General features: G+C 40.5%; 19 protein-coding genes and 3 pseudogenes. 10 read left to right on the forward strand and 12 right to left on the reverse strand.

Annotated features, from left to right (window positions below; genetic code table 11):
- A partial coding sequence (locus KDK67_RS07730) for a transposase-like zinc-binding domain-containing protein (protein WP_420846927.1) occupies positions 1 to 76 on the reverse strand: 76 nt, incomplete at its 3' end.
- Positions 77 to 131: 55 nt separating this feature from the next.
- Here KDK67_RS07730 and KDK67_RS07735 point away from each other — a divergent pair.
- From KDK67_RS07735 to KDK67_RS14540, 3 genes and pseudogenes are all read left to right on the forward strand, one after another.
- On the forward strand, positions 132 to 1,154 hold the full coding sequence (locus KDK67_RS07735; protein WP_250868225.1) for an acetylserotonin O-methyltransferase: 1,023 nt from the start codon (positions 132 to 134) through the stop codon (positions 1,152 to 1,154).
- Positions 1,155 to 1,158: 4 nt separating this feature from the next.
- A complete protein-coding gene (locus KDK67_RS07740; protein WP_250868226.1) occupies positions 1,159 to 1,539 on the forward strand; it encodes a cupin domain-containing protein in 381 nt (126 codons plus the stop codon).
- 125 nt (positions 1,540 to 1,664) lie between these two features.
- A pseudogene (locus tag KDK67_RS14540) lies at positions 1,665 to 1,800 on the forward strand (ISL3 family transposase); the annotation flags it as partial.
- Positions 1,801 to 1,965: 165 nt separating this feature from the next.
- Here the strand turns inward: KDK67_RS14540 and KDK67_RS07745 are convergent.
- From KDK67_RS07745 to KDK67_RS07775, 7 genes are all read right to left on the reverse strand, one after another.
- Positions 1,966 to 3,237 (reverse strand): hypothetical protein, encoded by a 1,272-nt coding sequence (locus KDK67_RS07745; protein WP_250868227.1) that lies wholly within the window; start codon positions 3,235 to 3,237, stop codon positions 1,966 to 1,968.
- Between the two features lie 50 nt (positions 3,238 to 3,287).
- Positions 3,288 to 3,929 carry a CDP-alcohol phosphatidyltransferase family protein gene (locus KDK67_RS07750; protein WP_250868229.1) on the reverse strand — a complete coding sequence of 214 codons (642 nt, stop codon included), beginning with the start codon at positions 3,927 to 3,929 and terminating at the stop codon, positions 3,288 to 3,290.
- The gene (locus KDK67_RS07755) at positions 3,929 to 5,047 is read right to left on the reverse strand and encodes a pyridoxal phosphate-dependent aminotransferase (RefSeq protein WP_250868230.1); all 1,119 of its coding nucleotides are present in this window, start codon (positions 5,045 to 5,047) and stop codon (positions 3,929 to 3,931) included. The genes KDK67_RS07750 and KDK67_RS07755 overlap by 1 nt, the downstream gene beginning before the upstream one ends.
- Positions 5,048 to 5,276: 229 nt before the next feature.
- On the reverse strand, positions 5,277 to 6,026 hold the full coding sequence (locus KDK67_RS07760) for a phosphocholine cytidylyltransferase family protein (RefSeq protein WP_250868231.1): 750 nt from the start codon (positions 6,024 to 6,026) through the stop codon (positions 5,277 to 5,279).
- Positions 6,027 to 6,503: 477 nt separating this feature from the next.
- Positions 6,504 to 7,709 (reverse strand): potassium channel family protein, encoded by a 1,206-nt coding sequence (locus KDK67_RS07765; protein ID WP_250868232.1) that lies wholly within the window; start codon positions 7,707 to 7,709, stop codon positions 6,504 to 6,506.
- 138 nt (positions 7,710 to 7,847) lie between these two features.
- Positions 7,848 to 8,408: a magnesium transporter gene (locus KDK67_RS07770; RefSeq protein WP_250868233.1), complete on the reverse strand. Its 561-nt coding sequence runs from the start codon at positions 8,406 to 8,408 to the stop codon at positions 7,848 to 7,850.
- On the reverse strand, positions 8,405 to 9,025 hold the full coding sequence (locus KDK67_RS07775; RefSeq protein WP_250868234.1) for a magnesium transporter: 621 nt from the start codon (positions 9,023 to 9,025) through the stop codon (positions 8,405 to 8,407). Before KDK67_RS07775 ends, KDK67_RS07770 begins: the two co-directional genes overlap by 4 nt.
- A gap of 638 nt (positions 9,026 to 9,663) precedes the next feature.
- Between KDK67_RS07775 and KDK67_RS07780 the strand changes: the two genes are divergently transcribed.
- The gene (locus tag KDK67_RS07780) at positions 9,664 to 13,014 is read left to right on the forward strand and encodes a NosD domain-containing protein (protein WP_250868235.1); all 3,351 of its coding nucleotides are present in this window, start codon (positions 9,664 to 9,666) and stop codon (positions 13,012 to 13,014) included.
- 46 nt (positions 13,015 to 13,060) lie between these two features.
- Here KDK67_RS07780 and KDK67_RS14545 read toward each other — a convergent pair.
- Both KDK67_RS14545 and KDK67_RS07790 read right to left on the reverse strand, forming a co-directional pair.
- A pseudogene (locus KDK67_RS14545) lies at positions 13,061 to 13,231 on the reverse strand (CRISPR-associated endonuclease Cas1); the annotation flags it as partial.
- 179 nt (positions 13,232 to 13,410) lie between these two features.
- The gene (locus KDK67_RS07790) at positions 13,411 to 13,602 is read right to left on the reverse strand and encodes a hypothetical protein (RefSeq protein WP_250868236.1); all 192 of its coding nucleotides are present in this window, start codon (positions 13,600 to 13,602) and stop codon (positions 13,411 to 13,413) included.
- Between the two features lie 123 nt (positions 13,603 to 13,725).
- Between KDK67_RS07790 and KDK67_RS07795 the strand changes: the two genes are divergently transcribed.
- The 6 genes and pseudogenes from KDK67_RS07795 to KDK67_RS07820 all read left to right on the forward strand — a co-directional run bounded on the left by KDK67_RS07795 (position 13,726) and on the right by KDK67_RS07820 (position 17,560).
- Entirely contained in the window at positions 13,726 to 14,133 is a 408-nt protein-coding gene (locus KDK67_RS07795; RefSeq protein WP_250868237.1) for a VOC family protein, read from the forward strand.
- A gap of 361 nt (positions 14,134 to 14,494) precedes the next feature.
- Positions 14,495 to 14,758 (forward strand): hypothetical protein, encoded by a 264-nt coding sequence (locus tag KDK67_RS07800; protein WP_250868238.1) that lies wholly within the window; start codon positions 14,495 to 14,497, stop codon positions 14,756 to 14,758.
- A 5-nt stretch (positions 14,759 to 14,763) separates the two neighbouring features.
- Positions 14,764 to 15,150 (forward strand): carboxymuconolactone decarboxylase family protein, encoded by a 387-nt coding sequence (locus KDK67_RS07805; RefSeq protein ID WP_250868239.1) that lies wholly within the window; start codon positions 14,764 to 14,766, stop codon positions 15,148 to 15,150.
- 56 nt (positions 15,151 to 15,206) lie between these two features.
- Positions 15,207 to 15,791 (forward strand): annotated as a pseudogene (locus KDK67_RS07810) (cysteine hydrolase family protein).
- A gap of 293 nt (positions 15,792 to 16,084) precedes the next feature.
- Positions 16,085 to 16,819, forward strand: a complete 735-nt coding sequence (locus tag KDK67_RS07815) for a DUF4386 domain-containing protein (RefSeq protein WP_250868240.1) — start codon at positions 16,085 to 16,087, stop codon at positions 16,817 to 16,819.
- A gap of 237 nt (positions 16,820 to 17,056) precedes the next feature.
- Complete coding sequence (locus tag KDK67_RS07820) at positions 17,057 to 17,560, forward strand: NTPase (protein WP_250868241.1); 504 nt, start codon at positions 17,057 to 17,059, stop codon at positions 17,558 to 17,560.
- A gap of 227 nt (positions 17,561 to 17,787) precedes the next feature.
- On the opposite strand, the gene KDK67_RS07830 is transcribed toward KDK67_RS07820, so the two are convergent.
- Both KDK67_RS07830 and KDK67_RS07835 read right to left on the reverse strand, forming a co-directional pair.
- Positions 17,788 to 18,639, reverse strand: a complete 852-nt coding sequence (locus tag KDK67_RS07830) for a type II CAAX endopeptidase family protein (protein WP_250868242.1) — start codon at positions 18,637 to 18,639, stop codon at positions 17,788 to 17,790.
- 156 nt (positions 18,640 to 18,795) lie between these two features.
- Positions 18,796 to 19,059, reverse strand: coding sequence for a 2TM domain-containing protein (locus tag KDK67_RS07835; RefSeq protein ID WP_250868243.1), 264 nt, complete (start codon positions 19,057 to 19,059; stop codon positions 18,796 to 18,798).
- Positions 19,060 to 19,105 lie beyond the last annotated feature (46 nt).

The following is a 19,105-nucleotide window of genomic DNA, read 5'->3' on the forward strand; positions in this document are numbered from 1 at the left end:
GGCATTTGTAGCGTTGACGTCCATCGATTTTACCGTTCTTTTTATGATTGGAGCTCTTGCACCTGGGACAGTTCATGCATAAATATAGGTCCTAATAACATAAAAACTCTACTTAAATACCAATGCCTAAAATGAAAGTATTGGATACTATTCCAGAAATCAGTTCAGAACCGCTGGATAGGATGGTAAAAGGTTGTGAAGCGTTCCATACCCTCTTAACAGCCCTTGATTTTGATCTCTTCGATCTGCTCGAAGAGTCAAAGACAGCAGAGCAAATATCCTCTGAGATCTGTACCGATACATCCCTGACCGGGAAGTTCCTGAATACTCTGGTAGCATTACAGTTCCTCTCAAAAGAGAATGCTAGATATACGAACACAAAGCTTGCCTCGAGCTTTCTTGTGAAGGACAGTCCGTTTTATCAAGGGAATCTACTCAGACTTTCCGGAAGGAACTCTGACAATCGGTCAATGTTGAATTCCATCCTGAAAGGAGACGTGTCGGAAGCGAAGGAAGGAAGGTTTGAAGATGTATTCGATTCCAGCTTTATTCTGGCAATGGCCGAAGGTTCAATGAGGGGGAGCCTTCATCGAACCATAAAAGAAGTGTCAACCCTTCCTGAATTCCAGAAAGCAAGAACGCTTCTTGATCTTGGCGGCGGGCATGGGCTCTATGCAATAGCATTTGCTGAGACAAATCCAGACCTTGAAGCCACAGTATTTGACCTGCCACATGTGACTGAAGTTACAAAAGAGTTCATCGAAAGGTATGATATGAACGACAAGGTCGGAGTCATTGGAGGAAACTTCTTTGAAGATGAGATTGGAAGCGGGTATGATATCGTCTTTGCATCTGATGTCTTCTATCGAAAGCCGGATGTGCTTTCGGGTGTTTTGAAAAAGGTATACAACGCACTGAACAATAACGGTTCGGTCGTGCTCAAGCACTGGATCTTAAATGATGAACGAACTGCTCCTCCCACATCTGTCCTCTTTGACCTAAACTTATCCTTGCGAGGGGATATGCACCATATTTACACTGAAAACGAATGTGTCGAGTTATTGGAGAATGCCCAATTTTCAAATGTCCGTGTTCTGGATATGTCTTCTCAAACAAGCCCATCTATGCTCATCATAGGAGATAAGGAGGTATAATAAAATGAAAATAAGAATACAAAAGATAGATGATACTGAAGGTTTGGAGACACCCGAGGGTGTGATGAAACCATTGTTATTTGGTGAGAGATTGCTTTGTATGCATCTTGAGATCCCAGCAGGTCTTGAGGTCTCTCCTCATGCCCACCCTACGGAAGGTATAATATATTGCCTGAGTGGCGAGCTGGTGGTGGAATCAGGAAATGAAACCGTGACAATAGGCAGTGGAACTGCAATGCTGGTGCCACCTGATACAGTGGTGGGCATTAAGAATCAACAAAATGCACCAGTAAATGCGATACTGGTCTCATCTCCGCCATCCGTGAAGTCGGTTGAGGAACTTAAAAATCTTCTAAGGCATCATGATGAGGGCGATAAAAGTTGAGTAGAACTAGAAGAAGAGTCTACTCTACTTTTTTTTATCAAACTTTTATCGACTCAATCAAACTAAGAACACTTATATTTATTTTGACTGGCAAACTTAGGATGAATATGTACCCCAACATTTAAAAGTGGCAGTATTGGGGGGAACACATAGCAACATCAAGGAAATAATTACAATTGCAAAGATGATAATAAGAAATTATATAGGGATACAATGATATTCCTAATCGCAGGTAAACTAAGTTTACCCACGCGATGTTAAAGAGAAATTTTATTATTAGATTTGCTGTTATAATTTGATTTACATATTGGCAACAAAAAAAGTTAGAGAAGACCTTTCATCTGTATTTTGGTGTCTCGTTAACACAAAACATGAAGACTTCTCCTTGTTGTTCTTGATCGAGAATTTATTGGCATATATGGTTGATCAAAACATTTTAACACCCATTTCTTTCAATGATCCTTCCATGTTATAGATCTCATCCATATTCTCGGCTAAGAGTATAACAGCAAAATCACCGGACAACGGCAATGTATCGCAGCTAAAAGGAAATACGGAATTTAATTTTTCACCGTTATAAAGTACTGGTTCAATACGTTCAGTGAGTTCAAGAAATGAACATGCTGCGGTCTTGATTTTTATAAATTTCCAATATGGAATGGGAGATATCAATTCTTCAATATTATCTACGATCATGCTCACATAGGAGGAACCATTAAAACGAGCATTATTTTCAACCGGAAATATACCTTCATCCGATACGATATAATCGATACCGACTACACCCCGATATCCGAATTCAGCCATATTAGTTACAATTTTCGCAGATGTTTTTGCAATGTAATTTGAAATTTCTGGGGAGGGATCTTCTCCTTTGAGTGTACCAATGTGTACCATACCTCTTTCGCACATTTGATCCCGCATACCAAGAGAGTTTATATTACCTTCTCTGCTGATCACCCACTGATCATTTGGAGAAGATGAGACATTCAGAAAAGGCTCAATGATAACAGATCTTTCACCGCTAACTGCAATTTCATGATATATTTCAGAAATATCATTGCCTTTAGTTTTGTACAACGACATATCGGCTTCACCCAAAGTTCCGCGAATAATAACAGTTTCGCAGGTTGACAGATATCCGTTTATGATGTTTTTCAGATCTGTACAATTTTCATTGTCTTCAGGATGCATTTCAAATGAAGTGCCTTCGACAACAGCTATGTCCAATTCTTGACATACGGTCTTAAAAACGAACTTATCATTATATTTTAGTGTTGCAGTTTCAGTTGCTCCAAAAAGTTCAGCGCCAAGAACTTTTGCAGCTTCAGTTTCCATACTCCCTGAAAACCATGGTACATATACAGGTTTTTTCCCGCTCTGCCTGATATATCTTATAACTGGTTCAGGATCATTAACGATGAGTTCCGAGAGCGTCATCTCTTTTGAATGAGCATTATATTCTACGATATGATCCGACCCCAGACCATGGGAACGCAGCCATTTATGATACTCGGAGTCCAGCTTTCCGCGTAGAACTACCACATCATCAGGACGTGCTATCGGAAGCGCTCTATCGCATTTTGAATTAACGGATGCATCACGGCGCGGGAACTGTGAAAAACGATCTGCTCCGTAAATTATTAGCTCATTGTTATTTTTTGAGATGCATTTTCTGAGTGATTGATATTTATACATTAATTATTCCATTTTTTAGATAAGTACTTTCCATTTTATTGTTACTTGCTTCACAGCATCCAGCTATAGATGACTGTTAACACCAAGGAATAAACCAAGAGAACATAAAACCAACTGCCGGAAAACTTGGGCGTTCGGATTGGTGCTATATTAAAGACAGCCATAATCATAAACAGTGCATATAGAACGACTAAAAAGGTCGGCTGGCTGAAAAAACTGTTAAACAGGAAGACAAAAGCAAGAATTAGGACATTGTTGTCAAGTGCCAATCCCATGTATGTCGAATCATCGATCAGGCCGAAAACATTGAAATAACTCAACCGTATTGCACTGACGGCGACGATCACGAACGCTCCGGGTAGGAACCATGGACTGAATTCTCCATAGCTCAAGAGAAATACAGCGGGGCAAATGCCAAAACTTACAATATCTATCAATGAATCAAGCTGTCCCCCGAAAGCTCGATATTCATCAGTTCGCCCCTTCATCCGGCGAGCAATGAGTCCGTCACCCCAGTCAAAAACAACTGCCCAGATCATTCCAATTATAGCAATTGGTAAATTGCCTAATATGGCATAGTATATACTAAGGACTGCACACAATAGTCCTGCAAGCGAACAGATATTTGGAAGGTCTCGGGCGAAAGCAAGCATTCCTGTCTGATGTGATCGTTGATTCTCTGGACCGTTCATCAGGCTACTTCCACATTATTCAAGTCAATGACATCTACCAATGCTTCAACCAATTTGCAATTTTCGGCTTCAGTACGGCTGGCAATACGAACATAACGGCTAGAGTCAGGTAGAGTCTTGTCCTGGCAGTGTTTTATGTACATGTTATGCTCAATGAACAATCTACGTGTGAGCTCAGGACCACTCTGTGCGTGATCTGGCAGGCGGCAGAAAATAAAGTTTGCATCGGGTTTGTAGACCGTCATTCCCGGGATAGCACACAGTTTTTTATACAGATTATCCCTGTCGATACGTACCTGCTTGCAGCTTTCGACAAATTCCTGTCTGTAATCGGGCAATATCCGCAGAAACTCTTCGGCAAATCCGTTGATATTCCATATATGTACGCCTTCCCTTACAGATTCAGCAAATGCTAAATTTGCAGTCAGCATATAACCGATCCGGATCCCGCAGATACCATAGGCTTTGCTCATGCTTTTAAGGATCGCTATATTTGGATAACGTTCGAGTTCATTCTCCAGGGTTGTCTGTTCCGGGTCATGTACAAAATCCAGGAAGGATTCATCGATGATCAACATACAGTCATGGTTTGCAAGTTTTTGTGCAAGAGATATCAGATCGGACTTGGGAACCAGAAGAGATGTTGGATTATTAGGTGTTACCACGACAGCAACATCTGCTTTGACCCTGATCGCTTCAGCAGCAAACTTGTCCACATCCAGTTGAAAGGATGGAAACTCAAGAGGAAATTCAACTACTCGGTCTGCAGGTGCTGCATTCGCATATTCATTAAAAGATGGCACTGGAACGATCAACTTGTTGGATATGTGGCCGGAGATGATCTTGATAAGTTCGGCAGCACCATTTCCCACAACGATCCTTTCAGCAGGTTGATGGATCACATCCCCTATAAGACCGGCAAGTGCATCCTGTGCAATCGGATAGTTAAGGACAATGTCGTGAATTTGATCTTTAAGGCTTGTAAAAACTGCCTCTGGCGGGAAATACAGATTGTAAAGATAAGCATGATCAATAAAGTCATGGCGATAGTAACCACCATGCTGTCCGGAAATGAATTCGTATTTTTCAGTTTGAGTCTTGTAATTATGTTGCATCATGTATTATTTCCCTTAAATGATTTTGATGTGGCACTTCATTTTTTAAAGTCTTAACCTCACTAATTGGCTTTAAATTGAAAGAGTTGGACTGAGGCAATGGCTTTAAACCGGAAAGTGAACGAACGATCCTCCCCTTCACCCCGCATTTTGATTGTTGGAAAAACGGCCTTGATCTTCCAGAGGTATGCGGTTTGGTGTCGTAAGGAATTATTGTTTCGTATTTGTCCGCCTAAAATAGTGTCTCCGCCTTTGCCAGATCTGCAACTGTATCGATCTCATACCATCTTTTGCTGTCAAAAGAGACTGTTTTAAGAGCGAGACTATCATCAGCCACCATTTCTGCAAATACGGTTTCATAATAGTCGTTTACTCTGCCAGCTGAAATGTACTGGTCCAGTCTTTCTGTAATACGATGCCATGAAGAGAGCGAAAAACTGTAAATGTTAACAGTCTTGTATCTGATCTCATCAAGAGCTTCTGCAATCCCGTTATGGAATTTCTCAACATTTTGGGAGCTATTGACTGTGACAGTGGAACCATTCAGCCACGGCTCCATGCGTGCAATGGCAATTCTATCAGGAGAACACATTTCATCCAGAAGGGATCCGTCAAAAACAAGATCACTTTCAATAAGTAAGAATGGCTCATTAATAATATCACGTGCCATCCAGAGTGAATATATGTTATTGGTGGTCGCATAAAGGGGGCTTGTAATAAAATCAATTTCCATGCCGCAAGCCCGCGTTTCTAAAAAGTCACGAATGCATTTTTCCTGGTATCCTGTGACCACAACAAGACGTTTGAAGCCTTGCTTTTTCAAATTGATGACAAGTCGTTCAAGAATAGACGCCTCATGAACCATTGTGAGGCATTTCGGTGTGTCGCGTGTCAGAGGATAAAGACGGCTGCCCTTTCCGGCTGCCAATAATAATGCTGTAGTTATGGTCCTATTACCACGATTACTGTGGTCTGAGTTCATTGTATATCCGATTGTGTTTTTTCCATCCTATATAAAGGAGTTGTTACTACTTAAGGAGGGTGGTGTTAACATTGGCCAATTTGGGTTCAAAAATTGGATCTATTCGAATGTGTGAATGACTTATTTTATCTATATATTACCAGTTTTAAATAAATTATTCCAGACCCTCACCATAATCCACCCATCCAGTAGATCACGAATGCTAAAATTATATGTGAACTTTTATCTCACAAGTGCTTTCAGCAAGTTGTTGATGTCAATCCCATTCTTCTTGTGTTTAACAAAACATCGGGATGATCAAGGACATCATAGAATTTTTCAACTGCCAGAATCGTTCCGATCGGAAAAGATATATTGTCACCTGGAACTATGTCACATGATCTTAGCTTTTATTGAATATTTTGATCGACTCGATCAAAACTAAGAACATTAGATCGATCTTGATGTCAAATTCGGGTTAAAAAAAATCTGAGAAGATCAGTTATCTCCTCTTATCGGACAGGCACACATTTCAAGCAATGCTTCCTCGCTTGTATGAGAGCCACGGCCTATCAGAATATCGCCTTCCTGAACTGTTGTTTTGGCACTTGGGCTATATACCCAACGTTCAGCACGTTTTACTGCCATGATATGGATCCCGGTCTCAGTGCCCAGCTTCAGTTCGCGGTATGACTTTCCAATGATGGGTGAACAGCCTTCGACCCGAAGCTTTGTTATCACTTCATCTGATTCACGCACAGCGATCGTGATGACGGGGTGAAGGTCTATATCTCGAAGGACCGTATCTGCGATCCCGTAAGCAGCATCGGAAATGGATTCGGATGCATTTGCAAGATGTAGCAGCCCTCTCAGCTCGTTGACATCGGCAACATGTTTAGCTGTTTCAAGTACCCAGTGCTGGAGGTCGTATTTCATCTCATCCATCTCTCGCTCAAGGGCTTTCACTTCCTCAGCGATATCAGTATTGTCAAAGAGCAATGCAGAATAAGCAAGTCCTACAGCAAGTTCTGCTGTGTTCTTCATGTCAACAATGATGTCCACCGCTTTATCGAGATCATTCAAGCCCTTCTCATGTTCAACCCTTCGAGGAACGTACTTGTGTGTAGTAGCAAGTTCAATAAGCAGAGGCACACCTTCATCATGTCCTCTTGCAAAGATCACATCATCAGCACGAATACGGGTATCGCGGTGCGGGTCATATACCCAGTCAGTGTGTCTTCGAATAGCTATTACCCACATACCAGTCTCGACCTCAAGCTCAAGGTCCCCAAGTGTGGAACCCACCATATCGGAATTTTCATTGATCGTAACACGTACAATGGTCTCTTCGGCTTCCCTGAGAGCTAATTTAAGCTCAAGTGGTATTCCCATATCCATCTCGATTATTTTTGCAATGTCTCCGGCGGCATTTGCAATATTTTCCGCAGAAGCTGCTACCTGAAGGACACCCACCATATCTTCGGCTTCCTCTATCCTGCGTGTACTCAGCATAGCTGCCATTTTCATGTGATAGTGAAGTGTATCCATCTTCTCCTCAAGATCGATAACTTCTCCTGAAATATCCTCATCGTCATAGACCATTGCGGAATATGCAAGATCTACCATCAGTTCGGATGTATCTTTCATTTCGATAAGAAGATCCTTAAGGTTCCTTGGGATGTACCTGATTACTTTTGGACTCATTTTCTTATGTTCCGTATTATCCTTATTCATTAAATGTAATTTATTATATATTGTAATTGTTAATGCCTTTAATTATTCTCTTTTAGTTATTAGTACATATCTTTTATATATTCTTCATTGAAGCTCTCTTTTAGAATTTCAGATGACATTAAACAAATATAATGTTGAAAATATGGCTGTTATTCCGACAAGGTCCCCCAATGTTGCTATCACAGGTATGACCGTATCATCCGGATCAATTCCGAACCTGTGGGATGCAAAAGCAATGCCTATGGTGGCAGAGAAGACCGCCAGAAGTTCGAGCGTTCCGGAGATCGTACATATCTTAAAAAGCGTAAAAAGTCCCAATGGACTGTTTCCAAACCCGGACATCATCCATGCAATAACGCTCAATATCACAGATGCGGTGATACCGACAATGAATGCTGCTATCACACTGTTCCTTACAACCGGGTTCTTGTGTATGTGGGTCGTTCCGATACCCATATGGAAAGCAGATGAAAGTCTTGCACCGAGTATACTTCCGGTGTCACCGCCGATCTTAATGAGCGCAGGTACCAATAGAAGTATGGTCGGGAGGGATATCAGATTATCAAGTTCCGAGTTCAGTATCTGACCCGTAACAACCCCAAGCACAGATGTGAAGAAGAGGATCGGCATCCCTCTTGACAGAATTCCGCGAACGGTATAATAACTCATAACATCAGCACCACCTTTGCAGAAAGGAACAGCATGAGCATGGATACGATATCTCCGATGGTAGCTATAGAAGGTGTCACAACATTGTCCGGATCAAATCCGAACCTGAACATACCAAGAGCAAGGAGTACTGCTATAACAGATAATATAATGCCTGATGAGACTCCAGCAAGAACTGCTATTGAAGTAAGTGCCAGAATACCTGCACTTTCAAATCCAAGCAGAACTGTCATTGTATGTCCGATAATTCCCAGAGCGATGGACATTATAAGCCCCAATAGCAATGACCCGTAGATATTGTTTGTAAGTTCCGGATTATTCTCGATCTTTGTTATAAGGCCCATGTGAATCGCACTACCAAGACGTGAACCAAGGGTGCATGATATATTCCCTCTCATTCCCAAAACCGCAGGTGCGATGACGATCAGACCCGGTATCATTTCCAGTTCATTGGTCATTCCCGCAAAAATAAAACCAGCTACTGCTCCACCGATGGTTGCAAGTATCTGGAACGGCAATGCTTCCTTGACTATGGATCGAACACTGGCATAATCTCCCAGATATTCTTCTTCGATCTCGACATCGTCGTCCTCATCAGCATGGGAACTGTAGGACATGGATTGCTATTTGCACTTTTAGTATTAAAACGATTTGCGAGTGTGGAGAATTATGATGATTAATGTGTGGGTTTTGATTAGAAAATATTGATAATTGTTCGAGTTCGAATCTTATTCCTCGCACAATCATTCGGGGTAATAGGTATCTAGTAAAAATGCAACCTTCTTAAAAAATTGCTTATTTGAAAATCTCATATGATCTTGGAGGTTCAGTTCATACCCCCCGTATGATATTTCGGGGATATAGGTAACTCGTAAAAATGCAACCTCGTTAAAATATTTACTTTTTTTAATCTTCAATAAAAAATTATCCTAGCATATTATCCAATTCCCTTATTTCAAATAATGAGGAATGCAACAACACGAATATTTTGTTGCATTTTACAATTGAGTGAAAATTAGTTGCATTTAATTGCTAAACTAGGAATGGAATGATTGCATTTTGTTACATTTTTATTTTTTTTGTAAACAGTGTTAACTATTTAAGTAGTACGGGTTCTGGTCCTATTATAAACTATAAAAATAAACATACGTTCATACTAAAAATAAATTCATAATTTTAAAATAATTGTGGGAGTGGGGGGATGAAGATTAAACACTATAATATTGTTTTCGTTGGATTGATTTTTTTATGTTTGATGGTAACCACAGCTACAGTAGCAGCAGATACTATTTACGTGGAAGGGCCGGTGTATAATGGCACTGATCTTCATGACATTGTAAGTCTTGATAATTCTGATTTTGTTGAAATGAATGCAAGTAATTTTGCTGGATTCATTCAGGGAGAATCTCTCAGGATCTATGGTGGGGATTTTGTCTTAGGTAGAACAATCCAAGAAGAAGGGCTTGTATATGAAACTCGAATCGAGCAGGCTGAATATGAAAGCAGTGCATGGGAGGGTGAAACCTATCCGATAATGGGATTCTTTGGGAATGAGTATGTTCCATTAAAAGATAATCCGGATAAAATTGCTACACTGCTCATAGATAACGATGAAGAGCACACATTCAATGTCGGAGAAGTACTTTACCTTGGAAGTGGATATGCCCTTGTATTTAAACAAGTTGATGTAGAAGGTGACAAGGTCTGGATGGAATTTTCAAAGGATGGCGAATTTATTGACGATCATGTTATCACAGTTCCTCCGGAAGGTGCAACATGGGTCTTTGATACCGATGTCGCATACGAAGAAGATGTCGAGATCATGAGGGTACATGTTACAACTCTAGATTTGAATAATAATTCTGTTGTGATTAAAGGTCTCTGGCTAATTGATGCAGATAATGTCCTCGAGATTGATAACGGGGATGAATTCGGTGTATTTGAAGTTTGGAGCACTTCTACCGGTGGGGGTCTTACACTTAAGAATGGGGATTCAATATTTTTAACAAGGGATTCAATGCAAGAAATAGCAGAAGATTTGATGTTCAAGGTTGTTGATTCTGATGATCTTACATTCAACCTGATTAAAGAATACGTGGAGCCAAGAGAACCAAAAACAATCACCGTGGATGATGATGGAGGGTTTGATTATACCACAATAAAGGATGCTGTAAATAATGCAATTAATGGAGATATAATTCTTGTTTACAGTGGGAACTACACAGAAAATGTAACGGTAGACAAACAATTAACGATAAAGTCGCAATCAGGAAATCCAGATGATACTATTATTCAAGCTGGTGATTCAAGTAGTCATATTTTCTATGTGCCTGTAGATAACGTAACCATCAGTGGGTTTACATTTAAAGGTGCTACGAAAGACTCCATTGCTGGAATTTATCTTCATGGAGTTAATAATAATGTCCTAACCAACAATAAATTATCTAACAACTACTACGGAATCTCTCTTTATTGTTCTACAAACAACACACTGAGAAATAATACGATGTCCAATAACATCTATAATTTTGGAGCTTATAGTTATAGCTTCACTTGCAATATGAATAATGACATCGATACAAGCAATTCTGTAGACGGAAAATTGATTTACTACCTTGTTAATGTTTCTGATGTTGTTATTGATTCATCTTCAAACGCTGGAACAGTTTACTGTATTAGTTGCCAGAATGTTTCAATAAATGATTTGAGTCTTGAAAATAATCATTATGGCATTCGTTTATATGATACGAATAATTTAATTATTGATAATAATACTGTTTCGAACAATGTTTACGGCATTTTCCAGGGAATTTCCAGAAATAATATGCTGAGCAATAACACTGTTTCGGACAATAATTACGGTGCTTTTCTTTTTGACTCTAATAATAATACGTTGATCAATAACAATGTTAATTTGAATAAGGAAAATGGCATAGATTTTTGGAAATCTAACAACAATACTTTAATTAATAATAATGTTAATTCGAATGAGAAAAGCGGCATCTATCTTAGTTATTCCAGCAACAACATGCTGAACAATAACACTGCAAACGCGAACAACGCTTTCGGTATCTATCTGAGGGATTCCAGCAATAACAATACGCTGACCAGCAACACGGTGTCGAACAACTACGACGATGGCATCGCTCTGAGTTCTTCCAGCTACAACAACCTGAACAACAACACTGCATCGAACAACACCTACATTGGCATCAGGCTGTGGGATTCCAGCGACAACACGCTGAACGATAACACTGCAAACTCGAACAATGCTTCTGGAATCAGAATGATGAATTCCAGCTATAACACGCTGACAGATAATACTGCATCGAACAACGCTGCCGGCATCATGATTTCTGTCGACAGTAACGATAACCTGATCTACAACAACTACTTCAACAATACAAATAACGTTGAATATGATGGCACCAATACCGGAAACAACATCTGGAACATTACCCAGACTGTTGGAACAAACATTGTTGGAGGTCCTCTCCTTGGTGGAAACTACTGGGTGCATCCTAATGGAACAGGATTCAGTGTTGACACAGCCGATTCCAACAAGGATGGAATCTGTGACGAGCAGTACAATCTCTCTGAAACTGAATTTGACTACCTGCCGCTTAGTATTGTCGTTGACAATCTCATGCCAGTGATCAGTATAACCTCGCCGGCGGATGGATCTTCCACAACGGCAAGCTCAATTGCGGTCTCAGGTCTTGTCAATGGAACCGGATCGCTGCCAGTGGTTACAGTGAATGACATTGTTGCAGAACCCACAATTCTAAATTTCAGCGGCACCTTCACGGCAATGGTACCTCTGGTCATGGGTACTAACACCATTTATGCAAACGTTACCGATGCTGCTGGAAACACCAACACAACACCTGTAAATGTTACACGAACCTCCTCCGGCAGTAACGGCGGTGGCGGCGGCGGTGGAAGTGGAGCAACCAGCGAAGCCTTTGAGAACATCGCACTTAAGAATGTGAAAACAGAGGACATCGTAGGTGGACTTGCAATCAGTTACATATTCGATGAGGAGCAGAATGCAATTCAGTACATCAACTTCTCTGCACTGAGAAACTACGGAAGGGTTTCAACAACGATTGAAGTGCTTAAGAACAGATCTGCAATGGTTGATGAAAGTGCTCCGGGTGTTGTCTATAGTAACCTTAACATTTGGGTTGGTAGAGCAGGATTTGCAACTGAAGACAATATTGCTGATCCTGTAATAGGTTTCAGTGTAGCAAAAGAGTGGTTGATAGGAAATGGCATTGATGAGAATTCAATAACGTTATATCGCCACAATGAAGGCAAATGGAATGCACTTAATACAATGAAAATTGGAGAAGATGATTCATACATTTACTTCGAAGCAGAAACTCCGGGATTCTCACCATTTGCTATTGCAGGTGAAGTTGATGATGGAACTGTAACAGACAATACCATTTCAGATGACGAGTTATCTAACCCTGGTGATGATACAGAATCAGTTGAAGAGGACATCCCTACAGCAGAATCAAATGACATTCCAGGATTTTCTATATTTACATCCGTGTTCGTCCTGGTTTTTGCCTGCCTATCCCAGAAAAGGAAGAACTGAGTTCCTTCCTTTTTCTTGCTTTTTTTTAATTGGAAAAAGTTATCCATCATTCAACAACAGAAACTCTATAGTCCCAATTCTCCAATCTCTCCCTCACATGAACATTTAAGGTAAACGGTTTATCACTCTTAGCGTTCTGCTTCATGTAATGCAATGTACCCTTAGAAAATCCCATCTTCTTCCATTCAGTGTAAGGCATGTCAATAAAATCTTCCCTCGATCATTAATTTGAGTGATTTTTATTACAATATTAAAAATGATTTAGGATGAAATACCCTCTACCAATTTTTCCACAGCATCCGTATTCAAATTGATATCCTTATCCCTCCAAATCCTGTCTTTTATCCTCTTGAAAGTGCCCCTATTAACACCCCATTCCTCAGCCTGTGATTGAGATCATTCAAGTATCTTTCTCATTATGTCCTGCTTGTCAATGAACATCTGTGAGCGTTTAACATCCAATTCCTGTTCATCAATATTGTTGGCTTCCTTCCCAATATAAACAACACCATCAGCCAGAACATGTTTCCTTTCAAGAACTCCAATCTCCCCATCGAACTTATGTTCAAGGTGTTTAGCATATTGCATTATTGTCCTGCTCAATGGCTTGAAGCAATCTTTAATAGTACCGAAGAATTATCAGCTTATAATAAGAGAAATCGATCATCCACAAATAAAACGGCCTGGTTTTCATTAGGGGTTAAGGATAAAATGATAAAAAACACATGGGTTAATTTACCAGTAAAAAGCCTCAACGATTCTGTAGAGTTCTTTGAAAAGCTGGGATTTAAGTTCAATAAGCAATTTGACGCCACAAATATGCTCTTAAATGACAATACAATGGTCACTCTGGTCGAGGAACCACAATTTAAAGAGTTCGCACAAAAAGAAGTAGCAGATACAAAGACAACTGCAGAGGCTGTTTTAGTTTTACAGATAGAGAGTAAGGATGCGGTCAATGAATTGGTCGATAAAGCAATTTCCTTGGGTGCAAAGGAAACGCGTGACCCTCATGAACATGGTCCAATGTTTGGAAGAAGCTTCGAAGATCTGGATGGACACGTTTGGGAAGTATTCTTCATGAATGAGGATGAAATGCCAAAGGACAACGAGTGTTAAGAGAAAGTTCTACTTTTCTTATTAAATAGCGGGCACATTCTATTAATTTCTTCAGTTCAATGCGATTCTTTTCAATAATTTCACCATCTACAGAAGGCTGCTTTATAAGGGCTGCATTTTTCTGTAAACGATTTGTGAAAATGGATACTCAAAATTTTATGAAGTTTTTGAATCGTTCAGAAAAATTGTTACTAGACATAATTTCACGAGCTACATATAATGAAATGTTCCGGTAAATTGTGAAACTGAATACAAAAGTATATAAGGTGAAATGTTCCATTTAATTATGATACATTGGGGTATCATTGGTGTTATTGGTGTTTAAAGCCAATATAATTTAAACAGAGTGGAGGAAAAAATCATGACAAAATATCTAGTGGAATCGCCACACACTTCTGAAGGGTGTCTGAAAGCATTGGACGAAATGCTCGCAATGGGAGCTGACGTATTAGAACAATATGATTTCGGCTGCATGGTTGACGTACACAAAGGATGGGTTATTTTAGAAGCTGAAAATGAATCAGAAGCTCTAAAAATTGTTCCTGAGTCTCTGCGTAGTAAAGCACGGGCAGTTGCACTAAACAAGTTTACCCCCGAGCAAATCAAGGAAGCCCACGACGAGTGATTAATATGGGGGAATATGAAGATACAATCAAGGATATTGAGAAGAGTTTAGGCATTGTTCCCGGATTCATGAAGGCTTTACCAAAAGAAGCGCTAATTCAGGATTGGCCCCTTTTTAAGAGGTATACTCTTGAAGAAACTGATATACCAGCAAAATACAGGGAACTTATGTCATTGGCTGTTGCAGCCAATCTAAAATGCCCTTATTGCCAGCTATTCCATAAAAGTGTGGCTCATATGATGGGTGCGAATGAAGAAGAATTTGCTGAAACTACATTTCTGGCCAGTTTCACTACAAGATGGAGTGCCATGATTCATGCCCAGCACTACGATTATGATACTTTTGCCAAAGAACTTCATCAGATTGGTGAATATTTGAAGAAAGATGCATAAATTATGGGGGTATCAATATTAGTGATGAAATTGACCTGAAGAGAACAGCTCTGATAATCGTAGATCCTCAGAACGATTTCCTATCAGAGGAAGGAGTCGTATGGGATCTTGTTGGAGATGGAGTTAAAGAAACAAAAGTTGTAGAGCATTTAGTTGAGCTTAAGGCCACGGCAAAGGATGTGGGTCTGCCGGTTTTCTATTCTCCCCACTACTACTCAGACGAGGAGTTTGAAAACTGATCCCATCTCAATCCCATAGATAAGCTAATGTTCGAGCGGAAGATGTTCAAAAAAGGAGGATGGGGTGCAGAGTTCCACCCTCAGCTGCAGCCTGATGAGAACACCGTTGTCCTCTCACCACATAAGGCCCTGAGCAACTTCTGGACCGGGGATATAGGCATACAGCTAAGACAAAGGGATATTCACACCATTATCCTGGCTGGAATGTCTGCAAATCTCTGTGTTGAATCCCATCTCAGGGATGCCATCGAGAATGGGTTCGATGTTCTAGTTGTCAAGGACGCCACCACCGGCCCGGGTCCTGAGGCTACACAGGCAGCCTACACCAACTATGGCCTTATTGCCACAGAGGTTGTGACCACCGACGATATATTAAAACGTCTCAAAGAATCGGCAAAGTGATGACAGGTCTAAGGGGGATTGTTTCTCTGTTCTGAATTAAGGGCAGAGGTATGATTCCTTCCTTTATACTTTTTGAAATTGCTATATTAAATTCCTCCTTTTATTGAACTTAATATTGGAAATGCTTACCTTCAGAAAGAGGATATTGAAAATTATTTGCAGTGGCCGAAATCATGCTCTCGATATGGCTTATCGTTAAAGGATTCAATCCAGCTGCAATCGATTCCGCGACTGCAAAAACAGATATTGACGAGCTAAAATAACCAGATCAAAGTAAAATAGGATGAATTGAAATGACAAACAGTATCACCGATACATCACAACGTAAAGCTGTAAGAGTTGCAGGCTTCATGTTCCTATTTAGCTTAATGGTTCCCTTCTTTAACTGGACTTTTGTGCTCTCCAAACTTATTGTTGCAGAAAATGTCATGGCTACAGCCAATAATATTGTGGCCAATCAATTGCTATTTCGTATTGGTATGACTATCGAACTGATCATGTCTGCCGGGTTGATCGTATTGGCTCTGGCTCTTTATATAATACTCAAACCGGTAAACAAGAATCTTGCTTTGCTTGCACTCCTTTGGAAGTTGGTAGAGGCGACTATAGCGGCTGCAATTGTGCTTGTCTCTTTTATTGCTTTGCAGTTTTTAAATGGAGACGCATATGTAACAGTATTTACTCCAGAGCAGTTACAGGTCCTTGTTGGATTTCTTCTCAACGAACATACTGCACTATATTCTATACCCATGGTATTTCTTGGTCTGGACATGATGGTATTTTCTTATTTGTTTTTCAAATCGAAATATATACCAAGGATATTAGCCAGCTTTGGAATCCTTTCATTTGCGCTTATTTTCATTCACGCTTTAATGTATATTCTTGCACCTGAATACGCAACGATGCCGATAAATCAAGTCCTTTTTTGGGTACCGAGCGGTCTTTTTGAAATAATAATTGGTTTATGGCTCTTGTTTAAAGGTATAAATGTCCAACAGGGGGATGACTACATAGAAGAAGCTGCCTGAATAAAAAAGAGGACAACTGAAGTATATTCTGTATCAAATTAGGAAGGATACCTAAATAAAAGCGATTGTATGGACAAAAGCGTCCTTAGAAAACATCGACAAGAATGGATCACAGAAGAAGAGATGCCAAGATCTGCACGACAACGCATATCAATAAACCTAAAATTTAAGACAGACCAAAACCAATTCAACTTAAATACAACTCGACTCATCTTTTCCATATAGGAGAGATTCCAGATGCTTCGAATAGCGGTAACAGGAAAGCCCGGTGTGGGGAAATCAACGATATTGGCAAGGGTTGTGGAGAAACTTGATCTAAAAGCCTGTGGTATCCGGGCCGCAGAGATGCGTGTGGACGGCAAACGCCAGGGGTTTTCGATAGAAGATATAGATACAGGCAGGAAAGGTATCCTAAGCCATGTCAAATGCACTGGCCCGAAGCTGGGGAAATATCATGTGAACCTTGAAGACCTTGACGGTATAGGTGCAGAGGCAATCAGGGATGCCCTTAGTTGTGATCTTGTGATTATAGATGAGGTCGGGCCCATGGAGCTCAAGTCGGATAACTTCGTTCGGGTCGTGGAGGAAGTGCTTGATTCGGACAGGCCGATACTTGCTGTGCTGCATAGATCGAGCAAGCATCCACTGGCGCAGAGGATAAGGGAGGAGTTCGAGGTTCTGATGGTTGATGAGGCTAATCGTGACAATCTGCCGGAGATAATAGCTGGGAGATTTCGTTAAAGGAGATAAACAAAAAAGAAAGGAAATGCAAGAAAAGAGAGTTCATCACTTTGAATGCTTGATGAACGTCCCATTACTGTACTCCTCGAAGACTATCTTCAACTCATCTTGAGTGTTCATGACGATGGGGTTGTACCATGCAACCATACATTCAAGTCCCTGAAATAATACAGGGCTGTCTAAAGGTATTCCTCATCAGACGAACCGCACCCCTTCGTATTACATGGTCATGCATCCTGGATTATGATCCTCTCATTATTGCGGGAGAGGTTTTTCGCCCCATAGACCCAAACGACGACGATGGCAATGATCGTTATAATGACTGTATAGCCAAGGTAGGGGCCGATTAAGTTGTCTGTATCCAAGAAAAGCCCGAACCATGCCTGCGACGAATGAAAGACGAAGGCCAACAACAAGCTGCCCTTTGTGTTGTTGTATACCCAGGTGTACAGAATCGTCCACGGAATCATGAAGAAAATAATATACCCAATCAGAGAAGGTATAACACCGTAAGCTTGCCCGAGTTCGTAGTATGGTGGAAAATCCAGGTCGATTATGAAGAATGGCAAGTGCCACAACCCCCATACTATCCCAACGATGATGCTTGAAACCAGCGCGTTGTGGCGGGCTTGAATTCTGGGCAGGAGAAAACCTCGCCATCCCAGTTCCTCGCCAAATCCGGCATCGACAAGGAATTTCATGATAAACAAGGGTATGAACATATACAGTGGAGGAACATGGCTCAGATCAAGAGAAGAACCAATGAATAGGTTGCCCAGAACCATTCCTCCCAGGTACATGGGGACAAGTGCAAACAAAGCAAAAGCCCACCACCCAATGCCGACCCGCCAGATACGCAACCTATCAAACATCTTACGCAGGCCGGCTTTTCCACTGGCTATCATGGTTAGAATAACCCCAGTCAGGCTTGCGCTGTAGGCCGCGATAAGTAACACAATGGAATCTTTCGGGACCACGCCAGCAATAATTGGAGAAAGCATGCCTACCCCTAAGATAGAGGCCAGGACATACATCGAAATAGCCGGATTTTTCTTTACAAAGTTAGATATTTCTTCCATTCTCTCACTACTCATTTTAGTTAAAATTAATATTTTTTATAAGTGCTTTGAATGGAAACAATAGACCACAATGTAGATTTTAATTTTAATTTTAATTATCCGTGGATCTTATCCTGAAAAAGTTGAGTCGAGGGATGGCCGCCATTAAAGGAGAGTTCATTCTTCTTCTTTTTCCATAATCTCTTTAATCTTTTTATCTTCCCAACTTTTACCGATTTTACTAACACTAATTCCTTGTATCACTACAAAGATTCCCCATCCAATAATCGGCCAGTGAACCCACCAACTTCCTCCATCAGAATAGTCAATAAAAAATAGTATGGCCATGATCACCGAGTATATTATTAGATGGTTGTAGAACCCTTTAAGTTCCTTCACTCGTTCCTGGGCACGTAATAATTTTTTATCTTTTTCTTCCATTTAATATCACTCCCCTTTGTAAAATTAGTGTTTGACTACTTAATAT

The organism is Methanococcoides seepicolus, assembly GCF_023684405.1.
In the GTDB taxonomy this organism is placed as follows: Archaea; Halobacteriota; Methanosarcinia; order Methanosarcinales; family Methanosarcinaceae; genus Methanococcoides; species Methanococcoides seepicolus.